This window comes from Rheinheimera tangshanensis, assembly GCF_014645135.1.
In the GTDB taxonomy this organism is placed as follows: Bacteria; Pseudomonadota; Gammaproteobacteria; order Enterobacterales; family Alteromonadaceae; genus Pararheinheimera; species Pararheinheimera tangshanensis.
In genome coordinates, this window is sequence record NZ_BMLH01000002.1 from 55,717 (window position 1) to 75,371 (window position 19,655).

Annotated in this window: 18 protein-coding genes; 14 read left to right on the forward strand and 4 right to left on the reverse strand. The window is 43.2% G+C overall.

Going from position 1 to position 19,655, the window contains the following annotated elements; genetic code table 11:
* The first annotated feature begins 122 nt into the window (after nt 1–122).
* From IEW88_RS04840 to IEW88_RS04870, 7 genes are all read left to right on the forward strand, one after another.
* A complete protein-coding gene (locus IEW88_RS04840) occupies nt 123–1,520 on the forward strand; it encodes a cytochrome ubiquinol oxidase subunit I (RefSeq protein ID WP_147903275.1) in 1,398 nt (465 codons plus the stop codon).
* A complete protein-coding gene (gene cydB / locus IEW88_RS04845) occupies nt 1,520–2,521 on the forward strand; it encodes a cytochrome d ubiquinol oxidase subunit II (RefSeq protein ID WP_147903276.1) in 1,002 nt (333 codons plus the stop codon). Before IEW88_RS04840 ends, cydB begins: the two co-directional genes overlap by 1 nt.
* The gene (gene cydD / locus IEW88_RS04850) at nt 2,470–4,251 is read left to right on the forward strand and encodes a thiol reductant ABC exporter subunit CydD (protein WP_147903277.1); all 1,782 of its coding nucleotides are present in this window, start codon (nt 2,470–2,472) and stop codon (nt 4,249–4,251) included. The genes cydB and cydD overlap by 52 nt, the downstream gene beginning before the upstream one ends.
* Nucleotides 4,241–5,974: an amino acid ABC transporter ATP-binding/permease protein gene (locus tag IEW88_RS04855; protein ID WP_147903278.1), complete on the forward strand. Its 1,734-nt coding sequence runs from the start codon at nt 4,241–4,243 to the stop codon at nt 5,972–5,974. Before cydD ends, IEW88_RS04855 begins: the two co-directional genes overlap by 11 nt.
* A 75-nt stretch (nt 5,975–6,049) precedes the next feature.
* Complete coding sequence (locus tag IEW88_RS04860; RefSeq protein ID WP_147903279.1) at nt 6,050–7,330, forward strand: NAD(P)/FAD-dependent oxidoreductase; 1,281 nt, start codon at nt 6,050–6,052, stop codon at nt 7,328–7,330.
* Nucleotides 7,331–7,486: 156 nt separating this feature from the next.
* Nucleotides 7,487–8,392, forward strand: a complete 906-nt coding sequence (locus tag IEW88_RS04865) for an efflux RND transporter periplasmic adaptor subunit (protein ID WP_229670313.1) — start codon at nt 7,487–7,489, stop codon at nt 8,390–8,392.
* A gap of 33 nt (nt 8,393–8,425) precedes the next feature.
* Entirely contained in the window at nt 8,426–11,635 is a 3,210-nt protein-coding gene (locus IEW88_RS04870; protein WP_147903281.1) for an efflux RND transporter permease subunit, read from the forward strand.
* A gap of 111 nt (nt 11,636–11,746) precedes the next feature.
* Here IEW88_RS04870 and IEW88_RS04875 read toward each other — a convergent pair whose 3' ends face one another.
* Complete coding sequence (locus tag IEW88_RS04875; protein WP_147903282.1) at nt 11,747–13,051, reverse strand: NAD(P)/FAD-dependent oxidoreductase; 1,305 nt, start codon at nt 13,049–13,051, stop codon at nt 11,747–11,749.
* A 509-nt stretch (nt 13,052–13,560) separates the two neighbouring features.
* Nucleotides 13,561–13,800, reverse strand: a complete 240-nt coding sequence (locus IEW88_RS04880) for a DUF2798 domain-containing protein (protein WP_147903283.1) — start codon at nt 13,798–13,800, stop codon at nt 13,561–13,563.
* Nucleotides 13,801–14,081: 281 nt separating this feature from the next.
* On the opposite strand from IEW88_RS04880, the gene IEW88_RS04885 reads away from it, so the two are divergent.
* The 3 genes from IEW88_RS04885 to IEW88_RS04895 all read left to right on the forward strand — a co-directional run bounded on the left by IEW88_RS04885 (nt 14,082) and on the right by IEW88_RS04895 (nt 15,730).
* Nucleotides 14,082–14,693 (forward strand): class I SAM-dependent methyltransferase, encoded by a 612-nt coding sequence (locus tag IEW88_RS04885; RefSeq protein WP_147903284.1) that lies wholly within the window; start codon nt 14,082–14,084, stop codon nt 14,691–14,693.
* Between the two features lie 5 nt (nt 14,694–14,698).
* The gene (locus IEW88_RS18860) at nt 14,699–14,950 is read left to right on the forward strand and encodes a DUF3135 domain-containing protein (RefSeq protein ID WP_147903285.1); all 252 of its coding nucleotides are present in this window, start codon (nt 14,699–14,701) and stop codon (nt 14,948–14,950) included.
* Between the two features lie 309 nt (nt 14,951–15,259).
* Nucleotides 15,260–15,730 (forward strand): DUF302 domain-containing protein, encoded by a 471-nt coding sequence (locus tag IEW88_RS04895; protein WP_147903286.1) that lies wholly within the window; start codon nt 15,260–15,262, stop codon nt 15,728–15,730.
* A 123-nt stretch (nt 15,731–15,853) separates the two neighbouring features.
* Here IEW88_RS04895 and IEW88_RS04900 read toward each other — a convergent pair whose 3' ends face one another.
* Nucleotides 15,854–16,324, reverse strand: coding sequence for a Dps family protein (locus tag IEW88_RS04900; RefSeq protein WP_221411377.1), 471 nt, complete (start codon nt 16,322–16,324; stop codon nt 15,854–15,856).
* Between the two features lie 65 nt (nt 16,325–16,389).
* Nucleotides 16,390–16,539: a hypothetical protein gene (locus IEW88_RS04905; protein ID WP_185148542.1), complete on the reverse strand. Its 150-nt coding sequence runs from the start codon at nt 16,537–16,539 to the stop codon at nt 16,390–16,392.
* A 208-nt stretch (nt 16,540–16,747) separates the two neighbouring features.
* Between IEW88_RS04905 and IEW88_RS04910 the strand changes: the two genes are divergently transcribed.
* Genes IEW88_RS04910 through IEW88_RS04925 form a run of 4 tightly spaced genes read left to right on the forward strand, consistent with a single transcriptional unit; the run spans nt 16,748 to nt 19,519 of the window.
* A complete protein-coding gene (locus IEW88_RS04910; RefSeq protein ID WP_053425189.1) occupies nt 16,748–17,389 on the forward strand; it encodes a peroxiredoxin in 642 nt (213 codons plus the stop codon).
* Between the two features lie 56 nt (nt 17,390–17,445).
* Nucleotides 17,446–18,312, forward strand: coding sequence for an MBL fold metallo-hydrolase (locus tag IEW88_RS04915; RefSeq protein WP_147903287.1), 867 nt, complete (start codon nt 17,446–17,448; stop codon nt 18,310–18,312).
* A gap of 43 nt (nt 18,313–18,355) precedes the next feature.
* Nucleotides 18,356–19,108 (forward strand): sulfite exporter TauE/SafE family protein, encoded by a 753-nt coding sequence (locus IEW88_RS04920; RefSeq protein ID WP_185148543.1) that lies wholly within the window; start codon nt 18,356–18,358, stop codon nt 19,106–19,108.
* A 15-nt stretch (nt 19,109–19,123) separates the two neighbouring features.
* Nucleotides 19,124–19,519: a rhodanese-like domain-containing protein gene (locus tag IEW88_RS04925; RefSeq protein WP_147903288.1), complete on the forward strand. Its 396-nt coding sequence runs from the start codon at nt 19,124–19,126 to the stop codon at nt 19,517–19,519.
* The last annotated feature ends 136 nt before the right edge of the window (nt 19,520–19,655 follow it).

Below are 19,655 nucleotides of genomic sequence, written 5' to 3' on the forward strand. Positions count from 1 at the left end.
GATAACTTTAAGCTGTAAAGTTCGTTACTGCGGCAATATGCCGCACTTGTTTATAAGAAATGTTTAATATAGCTTAAGTACAATGTACCAGTTTTTTCAAAATTAACTCTTCGGGAGTCGTTATGGAGCTTGATCCGCTCGTCCTTTCACGCATACAGTTCGCGTTTGTCGTATGCTTTCATGCAATCTTCCCTGTGTTCACCATAGGTTTAGCCAGCTTTATCGCTGTTCTTGAAGCTCTGTCTTTCAAGACGGGCAATCCAGTTTGGCAAAAGTTATCCAAATTCTGGATACAGGTGTTTGCCGTTGTTTTTGGCATGGGCGTTGTATCCGGTATAGTGATGTCTTTCCAGTTTGGAACAAATTGGAGTAATTTCGCCTACGCTACAGCCAACTTCCTTGGTCCGGTATTAAGCTACGAGGTGATTACTGCATTTTTCCTTGAAGCAGCGTTCTTAGGTGTGTTGCTATTTGGACGGGACAAGGTTCCACAAGGCGTACATCTTTTCGCTGCTATCATGGTTGCTACAGGAACCTTTATTTCCTCTTTCTGGATTTTGTCAGCGAACTCTTTAATGCAGACTCCAGATGGTCTTGAACTAAGAAACGGCATGTACCATGTGGTTTCATGGGCCGACGCTTTGTTTACTGCTTCTTTTGCCTACCGATTTGCTCACATGGCGTTGGCTTCATTTCTGACTGCTGCTCTCGTAGTCGCTGGTGTCAGTGCATGGTTTATTTTGCAAAAGCGCGAATTTGAAACGAACCGTAAGGCCTTATCTATAGCGCTTTGGATGCTTCTAATCTTAGCGCCGTTGCAAGTATTTATTGGTGACTTGCACGGTTTGAATACACTTAAGCATCAACCTATGAAAGTCGCTGCAATGGAGGGTAACTGGCAAACCAGTAATGGGGTACCGTTGCTGCTTTTCGCTATTCCAGATCAGGATGCGCAGACCAATCATTTTGAAGTGAAAGTTCCGAACATGGCGAGTTACGTACTGACTCATGACTGGAATGGCGAAGTTCCTGGGTTAAATGAAGTCGCTCCCGAGATGCAACCACCTGTATTCATAGTTTTTTGGGCATTTCGAGTTATGGTCGCGATGGGATTATTGATGGTGTTATTTTCGATCTGGGGTTTGGTACTACGGGTTAAAGGAAAATATTACCAATCAACCAGCTTTCTGCAAGGCTTGAGATTGATGAGTTTAAGTCCGTTTTTTGCTGTACTGGCGGGATGGGTTGTGACAGAAACTGGCCGGGCACCTTGGTTGATTTACGGACAGATGACCCACGCTCAGGGCGTTACCCCTTCTTTGACTGGTGGAATGGCTCTGTTCACACTAATTGGATATATCGTTGTGTACGCGTTGGTGTTTAGTGCGGGCGTTTACTATTTGCTCAAAGTATTTCGTGGAGGTATCGAAAAAGCAAACCGACCACATGAGCAAGATGAAGTTGAACGTGCGAAAAGACCGTTTTCTGCCGCGCATGCCAGTTTGGAAGGAGATAACTAATGGAACAACCATTTGATTTAACGCTGATTTGGGCTGGTATCATTGCATTTGGCGTCATGATGTATGTGTTGATGGATGGGTTTGATTTGGGGCAGGGGATTCTTTTTCCGTTTGCCCCTGATGAGCATCACAGAGATGTCATGATGAATTCAGTCGCTCCAGTGTGGGATGGTAATGAGACCTGGCTTGTTTTGGGAGGGGCAGGTCTATTAGCTGCATTTCCTCTAGTCTATGCTGTGTTTTTACCTGCCTTGTACATAGGTGTTTTTCTTTTGCTTGCTGGATTAATTTTCCGGGGAGTTGCTTTTGAGTTCAGATTCAAAGCGAAGACATCTAAATACTTATGGAATTGGGCTTTTGCGGGCGGTTCAACAGTCGCTGCATTTGCCCAAGGCGCGGTTGTAGGTGCATACATTCAAGGCTTTAAAACAGAGAATTTTCGCTATGTAGGCGGAGCTTTAGATTGGCTAACTCCTTTTACTGTAATTACAGGCTTAGGTCTGGTGGCTGGATATGCTTTGCTCGGTGCTACGTGGCTGATTATGAAATCTGAAGGCTCAGTCCAGCAGTGGGCTTACAAACTGGCACCGCGGCTTTTGTTAATGGTTCTGGTCGTTTTTGCTGTGATTAGTGTTTATACGCCATTCGTAGATCCATTAGTAAAAGAACGTTGGTTTAGTGGTTTCAGTGCAATATGGATACTGCCTTTGCTGGCATTGTATTGTGCTTATATAGTTTTTAGCTCGCTTAGAAAACAGCAAGAAGGTATGCCATTTGTGGCAACAATGGGCCTGTTCTTGTTCACCTACCTTGGATTATTAGCCAGTAAATGGCCTTATATGGTCCCACCTAATTACACCCTTTATGACGCGGCATCAGCCTTTGAGTCGCAGCTGTTCTTGTTATTAGGCTTCCTGTTCGTGATACCTATAGTGCTTACTTATACAGCATGGACCTATTGGGTATTTCGCGGCAAGGTGAAAGCTGGCGGATATCATTAACAGTGAGTTCTAACCACAAGACTGTCATTTCTGATACCAGAGTAGGGAGTGCGTCACATTTTAGTGACGCACAGCATCTCCTGAAAGTCGTAAGTAAAAAGCAATCCTCGAAGCTATTTCTTGCAGTAGGTTGTGCTGTACTAGCGACTTTCTGTTTAACTGCTCAGTGGTATAGTTTGTGTTATGCACTGTACTTGGGGGTCGTCATAGCACCAGAGTCGGGACTACCAGTAAACTGGCTCTGTTCAGTAGCTGGTTTTATGGTAGCCCGAGTTTGTCTGTTAAGAGCTCAAGAGCAAATTTCTGGCGCCGCCAGTGCGGCTGGGCGTGATTCAGTTCGATTGGCACTTCTGCAAAGCTGGCAACGACAGCCCGTCTCATTGATACAACAATATTCTCCCGCTGCGTGTGCTGGCCAGTGGTTGGAGGATACAGAAGCTTTTGATGGTTTTTTGGCCAGATATTGGCCGCAGCAATACATCAGTGTATTTTCAACTCTGATCATTCTGATAGCTGTCTATATTCATGATTGGCTCGCTGCTCTTTTGCTGCTACTTAGCGCTCCTTTAATACCGCTATTTATGGTTCTGGTAGGAAAAGGTGCTGAACAGCTCAATAAAAATCATTTTGTGTCGCGCCAGAGACTTGCTGGACATTTTTTAGACAGAATTAAAAATCTCACGACGATAAAGCGATTAAATGCCGAAACACAAACTCTTGATGAAGTTGCACAGAGGAGTGACAGGTACCGAGATGTTGTGATGAAAACACTAAAAATTGCGTTCTTGTCTTCTGCGGTCTTAGAGTTTTTTAGCAGTGTTGCAATTGCAAGCATAGCTCTTTACATAGGGTTCTCTCTATTAGGTGCGATCAGTTGGGGACCTTCTGCTGAGCTAACCTTGTTGTCTGGGTTATTTATTTTGTTATTAGCTCCCGAGTTTTTCCAGCCGCTTCGCACCTTTGCTCAGTTTTATCACGATAAAGCAGCTGCTTTGGCTTCGGCAGGGCAACTAATTTTACAACTAATCCCTGATGATTTTAATAAGGTAAGTTCAGAGAGCGAACTTACCTCTATCCGAGCTTCAGCTTCTCAATTAGACATCCAACGATTAACAATAGGTCACTCCAACCACTACCCTTTATATAAAAATCTTTCAGCCAGATTGAGGACAGGGCAATGTCTTCTTGTTAGTGGGAGGTCCGGATCAGGCAAAAGTACTTTACTGCAAAGTATTGCAGGCTTGCTCCCTCCCTTGTCAGGAGATGTTTTGTTTAATGGTCAACCCTTACAGCAACATGCGGTTGCTTATCTGCCACAGCAGCCTTGGATCATCAATGGAAGTTGGGGGGATAACCTAAAAGTGTTGTCTCCTGATGTGTCGGAGCAAGATATGCTTGAGGCTCTGGCTTTACTTGGTCTGGATAGTTACGTGCGAGGCCATCCGAATGGATTTGGTCGTCTTATCGATGAACAGGGAGGAGGTATATCCGGTGGTCAGATGCAGCGATTGGCTTTGGCTCGCACGCTATTGATTGGTAGTGAAATAATGCTGCTGGATGAACCAACTGCAAGTCTAGATCCGCAAAGTCGCGACCTTGTGCTGAGCGTTTTGCAGAAATTAAAACCATCTGTGGTTCTAATACTTGTCAGTCATGATCCGGCATTATTGACACTAGCAGATGAACACTGGGATTTATCTTCATTGGAGTCTTTAACCATTGAAAAATAAAAGCCTAAATGAAGTCAACTCTTTGCGCTACTGGAGCATTATACTTTTATGGCGACATCGTAATCGAGTAATGATTGGTGCCCTATTAGTGTTTCTAACTGCTGCATTTGCAATGGCGCTTTTAGCATTATCTGGTTGGTTTATTACTGCAACTGCACTGGCTGGCATCAGTGTTGCAGCTGGTGCAATGCTGGCTCTGGATATCTATTTACCGGGGAGTGGAATTCGTTTTTTCGCTCTTGGGCGAACAGTAAGTCGTTACATGGAACGATTGTATAACCATGATTCTGTGTTAAGGCAGTTATCACTTATTCGCCAGCAATTATTTAAAGGACTCTCCACTTTTCGAACTTCAGAGTTAAAGAAACAAACGAATGCTGACTGGTTAAGTCGTCTGACTGCAGACTTGGATAGTATGGATAGTCTGCTACTGCGTTTGTTATTGCCCCCATTTGCTGCTGTATTGGGTTTACTATTGTTGAGCCTGTTAGTTAGTTTTTGGTCTTATACCGCTGCACTTTTTTTATTCACTTCGACCTTATTCTTGAGCTGTATGATTTTTATCCTGTTTCTTCGATTACAGGAAAACGATAGCAAGGCTCTGGTGACGCTTTTTAATAGTGCCAGAGAAGAGTTCATCAATCATATGAATGGTTTGCCTGAATTACGTTGCGCTAAAATGCAGGAGCACCATCAGCAAAGTTTATTAATATTTACTAATAAATTTAATAAGTTACAGTGCCGATTAGTGCGTTTGCAAGCAAATGCGCAGTTAGCAATTAACACTCTGCATAGCATCATGGTTTTAGTTGCAGCAATTTGTTCGATCAAAGGAGCACAAGAAGGGCTGTTTGATGCGCCGGTAGCCGTTTTATTAGTGCTCGCCGTTTTTGCCTTTGGTGAGCTACTCCAGTTGTTACCTGGTCAGCTTGGAGTGTTGGGAAGAACTCGTTATGCAGCCGAGCGATTGTATCCGCTTGCGAACCCTGCAGAGGAAACGAAGGATACTTCTTTGTTGCCGCAGAAACTGTGGAATAAATTAGACATTCATTTAAGTGGCCACCCTTATATCCCCGCAAGTTTGAAGCAGATGTTGACGTTGGAGTTCAGTGCTGCAAAGCCTTATTTACTCGTGACTGGGCGCTCAGGAAGCGGTAAATCAACGTTGGCTGAATTAATTCTTGGTGAAGCTCATGAGCAATCTGAACATTTAGGGACCATAGCTTGTTTTAAACTCGATGGACAGAATGTGAGTTCAGAGCAGTATAGTTTGTCATTACAGGAAGGCACTGCTTATTTAAGCCAGCGAAATAGTATTTTAGCTGACACCCTATTTATCAACGTGACACTTGGATTGCCAGATATTTCAGACGAAAAAGTTTGGCAAGTATTACGTTTGGTTGAACTTGATGAGTGGGCGAAGTCTTTACCTGCTGATCTTGATAGTTGGTTGGGAGACACTGGGCAAGAGTTATCAGGCGGCCAAGCCAGACGTATATGTCTGGCAAGGTTATTGCTGCGCGCTCCTCATCTGGTAGTGCTTGACGAGCCATTTAATGGATTAGATGAGAGTATGGCTGAGCGTATATGGAGGAACATAGCTCCGTGGCTAGCTGACAAGTACGTCATGCTGTTAGTGCACAAATCCCCGGATTTTGTTTCGTCAGACTTACTCCCCCAACAACATTGGCAGCACCTGCAATTTTCCAGTGAAGATGAATAGTCAAGTTGTTGATCTACCAATGTTCTCTACTAAGCTAACGTTGTATATTAGATTTATCTGCATAAGGTTCATGAAATGAAACGTACAATTGTTGTTGGTGCAGGGTTGGGCGGAATGTCCGTGGTATATGAATTACGCCAAAAGTTAGACAAAAACCATGAGGTAATGCTAATTGGGGAGGGGACTGAGTTTCAGTTTGTGCCTTCAAATCCCTGGGTTGCTTTGGGGGAGCGTACCCGTGAGCAGGTTGTTTTGGATTTAACACCCTACGCAGAAAAGTACAAAATTCCATTCAATACTACTGGGGTTGCATCCATTGATGCAGAGAATTGCACGGTAACTACTGGTGACGGTCAGGCTTTTCACTATGATTATCTGGTACTTTGTACTGGACCTCGTTTGGCTTTTGATGCTGTAGCGGGGGCAGGTCCTGAGCATGGTTTTACTCAATCTATCTGTACTGTTGATCATGCTGTGAGGGCTTATCAGGCTTATTGTCAATTAGTTGAGTCGCCGGGGCCCGTCCTTGTTGGAGCTATGCAAGGTGCAAGTTGCTTTGGTCCCGCGTATGAGTATGTATTAACTCTTGAACACTTACTGCGTAAAAAGAAAATCCGTGATCGAATTCCAATTACGTTTGTAACGAGCGAGCCTTACATTGGTCATATGGGCTTAGGTGGCGTGGGTGATTCCAAATCTATGATGGAACATGAATTTCGTCAGCGAGATATCAAGTGGATATGTAACGCAAAGGTAGATCATTTCGACTCTGGTCTTGCTCATATCCATGAGATTAACCGTAAGGGCGAAATTGAATTTAGCCATCAACTCCCTTTTAACATGGCGATGTTTTTGCCCTCTTTCAGGGGCTCAGAAGCCATAGCTCAAGTTCCAGGGTTGTGTAATGAAAAAGGTTTTGTCCTGACAGATGAATTTCAACGAAGCACCTGTTATCCAAAAATATTTGCGGCTGGGGTTTGTGTAGCTATTCCCCCCTTGGAACAAACACCTGTCCCAGTAGGAGCCCCTAAAACTGGTTTTATGATTGAGTCGATGACAACCAGTATTGTCGAAAATATCCTGAGTCTAGAGCGCGGACAGGACATGGAAACAAAACCAACTCTTAATGCCATATGTCTTGCTGATATGGGAGATAAAGGCGCCGCATTTGTAGCATTACCACAAAATCCGCCTCGTAATACGAGTTGGACCTCGATGGGGAAATGGGTTCACGTCGCTAAAATCGCTTTTGAAAAGTACTTTATGTACAAAGTCAAACATGGCACTAGTGAACCAATTTACGAAAAATACATGTTGGGTGCTATTGGGATCCATCGGACAAAAGACAAAGAATAGGCAATGAACTAATCCGTTATTGTGAGAGAGTCAATGAAACTACAAGTCAAATTATTAATGACGGTTTTTTTCTGTATAACGAATGCATATGCAACCGACAATTCAGAATTTACTAAACTGAGCTCCATTGATTATCCGCGCTGGGTAAGACTACCAGTGACAGTGGAGGCCACATCTGCCTCCACTGTCTCGGCGCAGATCAGTGGTCGCATAGTTGAGCTCCCGTTTGACGTTAATGACTTAGTTCCTCAGGGAGCTGTTATTGTCAAATTTAGTGATATAGAGCAACAAGCCGGTTTGCAGCAGGCAAAAGCTGCTTTGGCGGAAGCTTTGAGCCGGCAAACTGAGATGGAAAAAGAGTGGCGCAGAGCTAAAGAGATCCGGGAGCAAGGATTGATTTCTAAATCTGCATTTGATCAGGCCACAGCAAATTTCGATGCAGCAAAAGCCAGAGTTGCTCAAGCAACAGCATCTGTAGCCCGAGCAAACGAGCTCTTGGAGCAAACGTCAGTTAAAGCTCCATATAGCGGTATAGTTCAGGAACGATTTGTTGAATTGGGCGAACTAGCCACTCCTGGTAAACCACTGATCCGCGGTTTGAGTCTGCAGCACATGCGAGTTAGTGGACAGTTGCCACAACAGCATGTATCTGCCGTACAGCAAGCGGATCGGGCTCAGATTGAGTTATCTGATGGTCAACTTCTTAATTTCGATAACCCAAAACTTACTATTGCGCCCGAGGCTCGTGATGGGGGACATAGTTTTCTTCTGCGTATGGTATTGCCGCCAGATGACTACATGAAATACTCGTTGTATCCCGGAAGCTGGCAGGTGCTCAAGCTTCAGGTTGCTATGGACCCTGTGTTGATTCTGCCAAAATCTGCTGTCTTTTGGCGTGGTGAGATAAGCGCTGTGTGGCAAAAAACGCCAGAGGGGGCTGTGTTGCAGCCTGTTCGGATACAAGACGTAGGGAACAATCAAGTACAAGTTCTCTCTGGACTAGATGCCGGGACCGAAGTCATTACAGATGCATTGGCTTATTTAAGCCGACTTAGCCATTAAGTGAATTCAGAGTGATTTGGGAGTTGTTGGCAAATGAATGAAAAACTTGGATTGGCTGGGCGTCTTGCTGAGATTTTTAAAGTAAGCCAAATCACGCCTCTGTTAGCGTTGGTTGGTTTTTTGCTAGGAATTTTTGCTGTTTTTGTGACCCCGCGAGAGGAAGAGCCACAAATAGAGGTAACCTTTGCCAACGTATTTATCCCATATCAAGGTGCTACGGCATCCATGGTCGAGAAACAGGTGGCAATACCTGCAGAGAAAATTGTCGCTGAAATTGCTGGGATAGAACATGTCTATTCGGTCTCTGAAGCGGGAATGGCTGTTCTAACTGTACAATTTAAAGTTGGTGAACCACGGACAGAAGCATTGGTTCGTTTATATAACGCATTCTATGCAAATGCAGACTGGCAACCTGAGGATAGTTTGATTGGCCCAGTCTTAATCAAACCTAAAGGAATTGATGATGTTCCCGTATTCGCAGTTACATTATGGAGTGATAAACCTGATGTTACTCGCGCAGAACTGAGTGCCGCCGCAAAAGGACTGGAAGAGCAGTTGCAACAAGTGTCCGGTAGTCGCGATGTTTACAGTATTGGAGAAGCTCCAGAGAGAGTCCTTCTTCGATTTGACCCCGCGAGGTTAGCTGCTTATAACCTGGACTTATCCCGTATTCAGGCCGCGCTGCAGCAAAGCAGTGGAATGAATCAACAGATGGCTATGTTAGAGCCACAAAAGGAAATTGTACTTGAGTCTGGTCTGGCTTTACGTACGGAAAAAGATATAGCCAACCTGATTGTTACTGTGAGACAAACAGAACAGGGAGCATTGCCAGTTTATATATCGGATGTGGCTGAGATCAGTTTTCAAAGTGCTGAGCCTGAAAATTACGTGCAGCATTTTCAGCGGTTTAATCCATCCAGTGAAGACGTAGTCCAAAGTTCTGCTGTTACAATTTATGTAGCTAAACAACCGGGTTATAACGCTGTCACGTTAACGCAGGACATCGAACGTAAACTTGAACACCTTTCTAAAGTCTACTTGAGCAAAGATATTCAACTGACAACCAGCAGAAATTATGGAGATACAGCGAAGGACAAAGCTGACACTCTGATTAAAAAACTCTTGTTCGCCACGTTGTCTGTCGTTTTATTGGTCGGTTTTGCATTGGGGTGGCGTGAGGCTTTTGTTGTGGGTATGGCCGTGATTATTACTTTAGCCATTACACTATTTGCCTCATGGGCTTACGGCTTTACTTTAAACCGAGTGTCATTGTTCGCACTGATTTTCTCAATCGGCATTTTAGTTGATGATGCAATAGTTGTTGTCGAAAACCTTCATCGACATTGGCTCGATGGTGAAAAAAGCTTGATAGACGCTATCCCACTCGCAGTTGAGGAAGTAGGAGCTCCAACTATTCTCGCAACGTTTACTGTAGTTGCAGCATTACTACCCATGGCTTTTGTTAGCGGATTAATGGGGCCCTATATGAGCCCAATTCCAATCAATGCCAGTATGGGGATGATGATCTCTTTGCTGATAGCGTTCATTCTGACACCTTGGTTATTTTATGTTGTTTTTGCAAATAAAAAACCAACCGCTCATCACGAATCTAATCATGGCGGTAAGACAGAGGCGTTTTTTGGTCGGCTGATGTTACCTTTTCTTCGAGGTACCGCAGGTCGCAGTAAACGTGTTTGGCTATTGGTAGGATTGTTAGTGGCTATAGCTGCTTCCGTGTTACTTGTAGTCAATCGCACCGTTATACTGAAAATGCTGCCTTTTGATAATAAGTCAGAGTTTCAGGTCGTTGTTGATTTACCTGAAGGGAGCACGCTGGAAAATACTCAGGCGGTTCTGAATAGAATTAGTCTGGTTTTAATACGCCAACCTGAAGTAACGCATGTGCAAACTTATGCGGGAGCTGCCTCACCTATTAATTTCAATGGGTTAATCAGACAATACTATTTAAGGAACTACCCTTGGCAAGGCGATGTTCAGGTTAATCTTGTATCCAGACTTCAACGTGATGAGCAAAGTCATGCCATAGCGCTTCGCGTCAGACCACTGTTGTTACAGCTAGCGAAGGAGACGGGCGCGACCATTAAATTAGTTGAAGTTCCTCCGGGGCCTCCTGTCATGGCACCTTTGGTTGCTGAAGTGTATGGTCCAGACTACCCAGCCCAGCTCAAAAAAGCCAATGAGATAATGGCTATATTTAATCAGATTGATGATGTAACCGATGTTGATACCACTGCAGAGGCAGCGCAGCAGCGCTGGGTATTGTCTGTTGATCAAAACAAAGCGGCTCTTTACGGTGTGTCTGTCGCTGCGGTAAATCAGGCTTTAACAATTGCGATATCGGGCGGGAATGCTGGTTACTTGCATGACGAGCAGCGTTACAGGCTAACTCCTATTGATTTAAGGCTTAGTCAAGGAGCCTTGGCTGATTGGGATCAATTGAAGCAACTCCCTGTAGCGAGAACTAATGGTGGGACAGTCCCACTATCAGAGGTTGTGACCAGAACTCTGACACAAAGACAAAACGCGATATACAGAAAAGATTTGAGACCAGTGGTCTTTGTTACAGCAGACCTGGCAGGTGGTTATGATAGTCCCCTTTATGGCATGTTGGAGATTAAGCGACAACTCAATCAGCTTTATCCTCAAATGCCACAATTGATGATCAATGCGCCTGAAAATACCGATGTTGTTGGAATAAAATGGGACGGCGAGTGGCAAATAACCTATGAAACATTTCGAGATATGGGATTGGCTTATGGGGTTGGTCTAATTCTGATCTATTTGCTGGTAGTTGCTCAGTTCAAGTCTTACAGCGTTCCGTTAATTATCATGGCGCCAATCCCACTTACATTGATAGGTATCTTGCCTGGGCATTGGTTTATGCAAGCGCAGTTTACAGCGACATCAATGATAGGAATGATTGCTCTTGCTGGGATTATTGTTCGAAACTCAATACTCCTGGTGGATTACATACAGCAGCAAGTGGCTAAAGGCGTGATGTTACAAACTGCTGTTGTTCACGCATCTGCGGTAAGAGCTCGGCCTATTATTCTTACAGGGTTAGCTGCAATGCTTGGTGCGTTTTTTATTCTTGATGATCCGATTTTTGGTGGTTTAGCTGTTGCACTTATATTTGGTATTTTGATTTCTACGCTACTGACTCTGATTGTTATACCCGTTGTTTATTACGCTTATAACTATGCCAAAACAGAGGTTGGTTAATCCGAAGTTACTGTTAATATATTCGAATGAACTTTTTTTGTTTCAAGCTCTGCAGCTAGATTACATTCTTAACGCTGCAGAGCTGTGTTTCGAATCGAACTCTAATTCACTTCAGGCGGGATCAAAATTACAGCTTGGTTTAGCGTGCCTATCTGTTGGTAAATCATCGCGGTATATCGGTGTTGCCATCCATTCATGGCCTTTTAACATGGCATACCAGTAGAGTGGTGGAAGCATTTTTTCTTTTAAAAACCATGATAAAGAAGATGGTTTTGTTCCATCGATAAGCCATTTCGGAAAGCTAGGATCTATTTTTCCTCCATAGATAAATTCCGCCAATACAATTTTTCCTCGCTCGACAGTAAGGGGGCATGAGCCATACCCGTCATACACTGCGCGTAACTTTTGGTCAGTTAACATGCTAATTAAATTTTCAGCCACTACAGGAGCCTGCTTGCGCACTGCAGCTGCAGTTTTTGAGTTTGGCGAGTTTGCGCAGTCACCAAGAGCAAATACATTGGCGTATTTTTTATGTTGCATCGTATCGGGGTACACGTCGATCCAACCAGCGGCATCAGCTAGGGGGCTTTTACGTATAACATCTGGAGCCACCTGATATGGAGTAACGTGCAACACATCAAAGCTCTTTTCAATGATTTCAGTACTGCTATCTGCGTTGGTTTTTTTGAAGGTTGCTGTTTTTGAGTCGGCATCTATAGCAATCAGATTAGTCTGTAGATTTAATGTGATGCCATATTTTTCAACATAACTCATGAGCGCAGGTAGATATTCAGCAACACCAAACAGCGCTGCTCCAGCTGAGCAAAATTCAACATTAATATTTTGAAGTCTTTTGTCACGTAACCAGTGATCACATGACAAATACATAGCTTTTTGAGGAGCACCTGCACATTTTATGGGCATGGGAGGTTGAGTGAAAATGGCATTGCCATGTTCGAGTTTCTGTACTAACTCCCAAGTATAAGGTGCCATACCTGGTTGGTAGTTTGACGTTATACCATTTCGTCCCAGGTTGTCTTCTAATCCAGGAATTGCGCTCCAATCTAGTTTAAGGCCTGTAGCCACAACAAGGCTGCGATAGCTTAACTTAGTATCATCACTTAGAAAAACGGAGTTTTGGTGTGGGGAGAAATCTAATGCTGCATTTTTAAACCAGCTAACACATTTTGGAATTAAATCAGCCATATTCTTGACTGTACTACTTTGCTCAAAAACTCCACCACCAACCAAAGTCCATCCAGGTTGATAATAATGCTTGTCACTCGGCTCCACGAGCGCGATGTTCAAATCCGGGTGTCTTTTTAACAGGCTGGCTATCGTCGCTAAGCCAGCAGCTCCACCACCTACAACAACTACATCATAATCTATTGTATTTAATGGCTTATTTGTAATCATAAAGTCTCCGAAGGCAGTGAGGATACTGCCTAAAAACTATTAATTAACTTCATATTCCATTGTGGAATATCATATATTAATAATGAATAATGTAAGCTACTGTAGGTTGAGTTGCTTTTTTGTGCAAGGTGGAACGATGAAATTTCGATACTGGTGATGTTGCGAATGACTTCGTCTTTTAGTTGATTTTATTAAAGTTGCAAGCAAAAACCAGATAACAAGTTGCGTGTTCTATTCTGATTAATCAATTGATTAATCAAGTATTAATCGTTTTATGGGTATAGAGCCGAAGTTAATCTATGGTTGTATTTTAAGGTCTGGATGAGTGCTTCAATGCGACAATATGTCGCATCAGAGTAGAGTAGGTTGAAGGGTGAAATCCCTATTGAGTCGCATACTTTAGAGTACGGTATTCAGCGATGGGTGATAGAAATGACTATTCTGCAGGGCCAGAGAGAGTCGTTCGACTCGTTTTAACCTAAAAAGCTCAGACAAAAATAGAAACGAGGTCAGTTAGCGTTGGCCCACTTGATTATTCTCTTCGTTAACTCCCGGACAAATGGTAAAACTAGTAAAAGAGTCGGAAATGCAATGATCCATGAAATTCCCCAAGCAGAAATCCAACGAAGTAGCGTAAATTCGCTCATGCCAAGGCTTATGGCTGATGTCACTAACGAGATCACAAATGTCATCACAATGGATAGAATTAATGGCATGATCCAATCTGCAGATTTTTCACTCAGTTTCATAGGGCTCCCTCAGAAAATGTAAAAAATTTTTAAAACAATGATTTACTGCTATTCCTATCTCGAAAAGTACAGCCTATAAGGCTGCTGTCTGCTACCACTTAGCTTTGCTAATTCTTTTAGTCCTATGCCGTTCCAAGGAATAATTGAACGCGTTTTGCATTAGATTTATCTAATCTTTGTTGAATGTTAGCGAAGTCATACCTAGTGTTCAATCTCTAGTTACACATGCTTGTGTGTTTTTAGTCTTATGCCAGTGGTGTACTCACGGAGAGTTTTATTTTATGTCGTCAAAAGATTTTTGGGACCAGCGTTACAATACAGATGAATTTGTGTACGGAATTCATCCTAATGATTTCCTTATGTCTATCATGCCAAAACTCAAAGGTAAGAAACGAGTTCTCTGTTTGGCCGAGGGAGAAGGGCGTAATGCTGTATTTTTAGCAGAGCAAGGTTTTGATGTGACAGCGTTAGATATTTCTCAGGTAGCAGTTGAAAAAGGTCAGCGTTTAGCCAAACAACGTGGTGTCGAGGTAAATTGGCTGGTAACCGATTTAGCTGATTATTCGTTTGAGAGATCAGGTTGGGATCTGATTGTCGCAGTATTTATGCATTTACCCTCAGAACTCAGGCAGCAAGTATTTCATAAGATCCCGGCTAGCTTAAGCTCAGGAGGTGCTTTTATCGGAGAGTTTTATCGTAAAGAGCAGCTACAATTAAATACAGGGGGACCAAAAGATTTAGACATGTTGTACTGCCCTGAGCTGCTTCAAAAGGAAATTCAGCCGTTGGAGTGCTGTCACCTTAACGTGATAAATAGAGAAGTCATTGAGGGGATCGGACATACGGGCATGGCAGCAGTTGTTCAGATTATGGCTATCAAAAGTGACAAGTAACTACTATGAATCAAACTTATCCTTCTTTACCTGATTTTGACGAGCTGATGCATCTAGCTCAGGCCGATCCTGAACGATTAAATGAGCTTCAACGTCAAATAAATGAGCAGTGCATATCTCAGGCATCGCATCCGAGGTCGGCATGGAAGTTACAAAAATTGATAATGCAGATTTCTAAAATAAAAAAAAGTTATCGGCACCCGATTTTAGTATGCGATCAGTTATACATCCTGATGCAAGATGTTATTTTATTATAGAAATATGTGCAGGTATCTAATCTTGGTGGAAAAAGTGCAGATCAATTGGTATGCACAACAAGCAACGTAATTTCAATAAAGTGATTTTTCTGGTTGGTTTTGACCTACTCAATCAAGCTTCTTAAGCGATTAATAAATATTTTGAGAAAAATAACCCGTCTTAAATTAATCAAATCTATCATCCGATAGCTGGACGATAGCGAAACAACTGGCCGGATAAACCTAAGTATGTTTGCCTGCGGCGTTATGTCGCATGGATAAGTAATTTTGCATCTTTTACATTAGATACCCCTAAATAAAGGAGATGTTATGTATAAACATATTTTGTCATTGAGCGCAGTGTTATGGCTTGCAGCTTGTTCACCTAAATCGATGGTAGTAGATGAGCGTTTAAGTCCTTTTGATCTTACTGAAACCATCTCTACGATACAGAAAAATGCGCAGGATTCAGGATGGGTGACGCCTAAAGTCATTAATATGAATGATAACGTTGTCAAAAATGGTGGCGAGCCGCTTGTAAAACAGGTCCGGATCCTTGAGCTTTGTAATGCGAAGCACGCTGCTACCATTTTAAACGACGAAGAAAGCAGATATGCGGCAGTCTTCATGCCCTGTTCAATTGCTGTTTATACAAAAGCGGATGGCAAAACATACGTTTCCAACATTCACGCTGCTCAAATGGGAAATCTGATGGGTGGTGTAGTTGGTGACGTTATGAGCGCAGTGGACGCTGAACAGCAGCATATTCTGAGGTTTTTAAATAACAGTCCAGCAAGTTAATTTAAAAGTTTTAGCCAGGTTTCAGAGCCTCATCATGTTGATGATTGAGGCTATTATCAATACTAGAGTGGAGTCTATTTCATAGTATTTAAGAAGTTTGGACTTTGACTTCTGAGGCGAAGGTCAGTCAGCCATCATACTTCTGAGCATCCACGCTGTTTTCTCATGTATGTTTAGTCGCTGAGTAAGGATATCCGCACTTGGTTGATCGTTCGCTTCATTGACAAGTTCAAACAGACTTCGTGCTGTTCTAGCCGTCGCCTCTTGTGCATTAACAAGATAAGCTAACATCTCGGTTGCTGATGGAACACCTTCAATCTCTTCGATTGAACTTAGCTTAGAAAATTCCTTGTAAGTTCCCGGCGCTGGAAATCCTAAAGCCCTAATTCTCTCGGCAATCTGATCCAGCGCAGTCCACTGCTCGGTATATTGATCCATAAACATGTTATGTAATCCATTAAACTGAGGACCAGTGACATTCCAATGAAAATTATGGGTCATCAGATAAAGTGTATAACTGTCTGCAAGTAGTTTAGATAATCCTTGAGCAATTTTTTTTCTATTCTTTTCGTCGATGCCGATATTGATATCCATTTTTTTATCTTTTTTCATCATTGCCTCGTGTGTTGCCGAAAAATCTACTGGTAGTATGCACGCTTTTATAGTTGTTTACCCAGCTCAACTTTCTCCGGTTGGGTTATTTTTGCAGGTTGGATTACCTGAACCGGCTCATTTTTGGGCTCTTGAGCCTGTAAAGGGCAGTCTGTGCTGGCGATAACAAGTTGAAATGTCAGCAAAGTTTTGTTCATCACAACTCACCTCAATCTCTATTTTTCTCTTTAACTATAGACCAGGTCTCATCTAGGGTATTGATATACATCAATAAAATCTAATGTTTGATTTCTTCATCGATTTATTGAATTAGATCAATCTAATCTATTTATTTCCTTTAGTTATATGCTTATACTAAATTGGAATACGAAAGTTAGACCCAACCAAACAACTGAGGTATTCGAGATGACTGAATCAACTGTAACTTTTCCACAATTAAATCAACCGGCTCCAGACTTTACTGCAAAGACTACGCACGGTATGAAATCGCTTGCCGACTATAAAGGTAAGTGGTTGGTACTGTTTTCACACCCTGCTGACTTCACACCTGTGTGTACAACCGAATTTATCGGTTTTGCGACTCGGGCAGAAAAATTTGCGGCATTGAATTGTGAGCTGTTGGGCTTGTCTATTGACAGTGTGCACTCTCACATTGCCTGGGCTCGTAGTATTGAGCAAAACTTTGGTATCACCATTCCATTTCCAATCATTGCCGACCTGTCTATGGCGGTAGCAAAGTCTTACGGCATGATCCAACCCGGTGCTAGTGATACAGCGGCAGTTCGTGCGACGTTCTTCATTGACCCTAACGGCATTATGAGAGCTATGGTGTATTACCCGATGAGCAACGGTCGTAGCATTGACGAGTTTGTTCGTATGCTTGAAGCCATGCAAACCAGCGATGCAAATAAGATCGCAACCCCAGAAAACTGGCATGTAGGCGAACCAGTTATCGTTCCTCCACCAGCAACAATGGCGGATGCAGCTGTGCGAAAAGATCAGGGTCATAACTACGTGGATTGGTACTACTGCACTAAAACACTGTAAATCTGTTTATTTGTTAATACAAAAGGGAGCGCTTTGCGCTCCCTCAGGAGCAAAAGATGAGTGATATTCATGTAGAAGCATTTTTGGATAAAGATAGCGAGACATTCAGTTATGTCGTCACTGATCTTGCCTCAAAGCATGCTGTTGTGATCGATCCTGTGCTGGATTTTGATTACAAATCAGGCCGCACTTCGACACAAAGTGCAGAACTCATGCTGGCTTATATTCAGCAAAATGAGCTGATACTGGACTGGGTGCTGGAAACCCATGCTCATGCCGATCATTTATCCGCAGCACCGTTTTTCAAAGAGCATCTGGGAGCTAAGGTCGGCATAGGCGCCCATATCAAGCAGGTACAAACTATTTTCAAAGAAGTGTTTAATCTTGAAAAAGAGTTTTTACCCAATGGCGCTCAATTTGACCGTTTATTCCATGATGGCGAAATACTGCACGTAGGCGCGATGTCTATTCGTGTGATCCACACTCCAGGTCATACACCCGCTGATCTTGCCTACCTGATTAATGATGAAGCTGCATTTGTAGGCGACACCTTATTTATGCCTGATGTCGGAACTTCTCGCTGCGATTTCCCTGGTGGCAGTGCTTCGACTTTGTTCCAGTCCATCTCAAAGTTACTGGCTCTACCAGAAGAGACAAAAATTTATGTCTGTCACGATTATCCAACAAAAGGACGTGAACATGAATATGTGACCACAGTGGGTGAACAACGTGAGCACAATATTCACGTGCATGATGGCGTTACAGAAGCACAATTTGTGGAAAAACGTGAAGCGCGGGATGCAACTCTGGCGATGCCACGGCTTATTTTACCTTCAATACAGGTCAATATCCGTGCTGGGCATATGCCTCCTGCGGATGAGCAAGGTAAGGTGTATTTAAAGCTCCCGATTAACATGCTGTAACTATGTTTATCTATTCAGGCTTCACTGGCAAAGAGAAGAAATTATGATCCATGCAATATTGGGGGCAATCTTAATAGGATTAAGCCTTGGCATCTTTGGTTCAGGCGGCTCTATCCTGACTGTTCCAGTACTAATGTATTTAGTCGATATGCCGGCGAATCTGGCGATTGCTTCCTCTTTACTTATAGTTGCCGGTATCAGCTTATTTGGCAGTATCCCTAACATTTGGCACAAAAGAGTGTCCTGGCCTCATGTACTACTGTTTGGTATTCCTGGCATGGTGGGGACTTATGGCGGTGCCTGGCTGGGAACTCTGGTTGACAGCGTTATTCAGCTATCTGTATTCGTTCTGTTGATGGTTGTCGCTGCAGTGATGATGTGGCGCAGCAAAAAAAGTTCTGAAGCCACGCCCAAGGTGAACTTTCTTAAGGTCGCTTTGGATGGGGTAGTCGTTGGAGTCATCACAGGATTTGTCGGTGTAGGCGGTGGTTTTTTGATAGTCCCCGCGCTAGTTCTGCTTGGTGGTGTTCCCATGATAATGGCAATAGGCACCAGCTTACTGATTATCGCACTGAAATCTGTGGTGGGTTTTGCTAAGTACTACGAAGTCTTGACCGCCCAGAACTTTTCTTTCGACTGGACTGTCATCGGAATTATGGTGGTTGGCGGTGTCGCTGGTAGTTTCTTTGGTGCCTGGATAGGGCATAAATTACCGAAAGAAAAACTGCAAAAAGCCTTTTCAATCTTCCTGATTATCATGGCAACTGTGGTCCTTACTCAATCCGTTTTAAATTAGTGAAAGAGGTAATATATGAAGAGTTCGCAACAAATAGTGAATGAAGCTAAGGCCAGAATCGTTGAAGTTTCTGTTCAGGAATTAGCCTCAGCCCTGCAGGATCATCATGCCATACTCATTGATGTGCGTGAGCCTGATGAATATATTCAGGGTTACGTCGACCGCTCGGTAAATTATCCTCGAGGTGTGCTTGAGATGCGTATTCACCAACATCCGAGTGTTGGTTCGAATTGTGACAGTATGGCAGCGCTTGAGCAGTTATCTGCCAAGCCCATTTATCTGATGTGTCGTTCCGGTGCACGTTCTGCCCTGGCCGCAGATTCGCTGAAAAACATGGGCTTTACTCAAGTCTTATCGGTTGCTGGCGGATTCCAAGCCTGGTTGGATGCAGGTTACCCAGTCGAACGTTAATTCATATCCAAAATGGCCTCCGCTGCGCAGGCCAGATAAAAGTTCTCACTGTCATTAGGTGCAGGCTAATGACAGTTTTTCAACAGATAGTTAGTTTGATACGCCTCAAAATTAGCCTGCTCTCTGCTACACGAGA

Excerpts from the sequence above, each read along its gene's own strand:
- IEW88_RS18860 (WP_147903285.1), top strand. The coding sequence starts at position 14,699 with ATGAATCAAACTTATCCTTCTTTACCTGATTTTGACGAGCTGATGCAT.
- IEW88_RS04895 (WP_147903286.1), top strand. The coding sequence starts at position 15,260 with ATGTATAAACATATTTTGTCATTGAGCGCAGTGTTATGGCTTGCAGCT.
- cydD (WP_147903277.1), top strand. The coding sequence starts at position 2,470 with ATGGACCTATTGGGTATTTCGCGGCAAGGTGAAAGCTGGCGGATATCA.
- IEW88_RS04885 (WP_147903284.1), top strand. The coding sequence starts at position 14,082 with ATGTCGTCAAAAGATTTTTGGGACCAGCGTTACAATACAGATGAATTT.
- IEW88_RS04915 (WP_147903287.1), top strand. The coding sequence starts at position 17,446 with ATGAGTGATATTCATGTAGAAGCATTTTTGGATAAAGATAGCGAGACA.
- IEW88_RS04925 (WP_147903288.1), top strand. The coding sequence starts at position 19,124 with ATGAAGAGTTCGCAACAAATAGTGAATGAAGCTAAGGCCAGAATCGTT.
- IEW88_RS04880 (WP_147903283.1), bottom strand. The coding sequence starts at position 13,800 with ATGAAACTGAGTGAAAAATCTGCAGATTGGATCATGCCATTAATTCTA.
- cydB (WP_147903276.1), top strand. The coding sequence starts at position 1,520 with ATGGAACAACCATTTGATTTAACGCTGATTTGGGCTGGTATCATTGCA.
- IEW88_RS04875 (WP_147903282.1), bottom strand. The coding sequence starts at position 13,051 with ATGATTACAAATAAGCCATTAAATACAATAGATTATGATGTAGTTGTT.
- IEW88_RS04870 (WP_147903281.1), top strand. The coding sequence starts at position 8,426 with ATGAATGAAAAACTTGGATTGGCTGGGCGTCTTGCTGAGATTTTTAAA.
- IEW88_RS04910 (WP_053425189.1), top strand. The coding sequence starts at position 16,748 with ATGACTGAATCAACTGTAACTTTTCCACAATTAAATCAACCGGCTCCA.
- IEW88_RS04860 (WP_147903279.1), top strand. The coding sequence starts at position 6,050 with ATGAAACGTACAATTGTTGTTGGTGCAGGGTTGGGCGGAATGTCCGTG.
- IEW88_RS04905 (WP_185148542.1), bottom strand. The coding sequence starts at position 16,539 with ATGAACAAAACTTTGCTGACATTTCAACTTGTTATCGCCAGCACAGAC.
- IEW88_RS04920 (WP_185148543.1), top strand. The coding sequence starts at position 18,356 with ATGATCCATGCAATATTGGGGGCAATCTTAATAGGATTAAGCCTTGGC.
- IEW88_RS04900 (WP_221411377.1), bottom strand. The coding sequence starts at position 16,324 with ATGGATATCAATATCGGCATCGACGAAAAGAATAGAAAAAAAATTGCT.
- IEW88_RS04840 (WP_147903275.1), top strand. The coding sequence starts at position 123 with ATGGAGCTTGATCCGCTCGTCCTTTCACGCATACAGTTCGCGTTTGTC.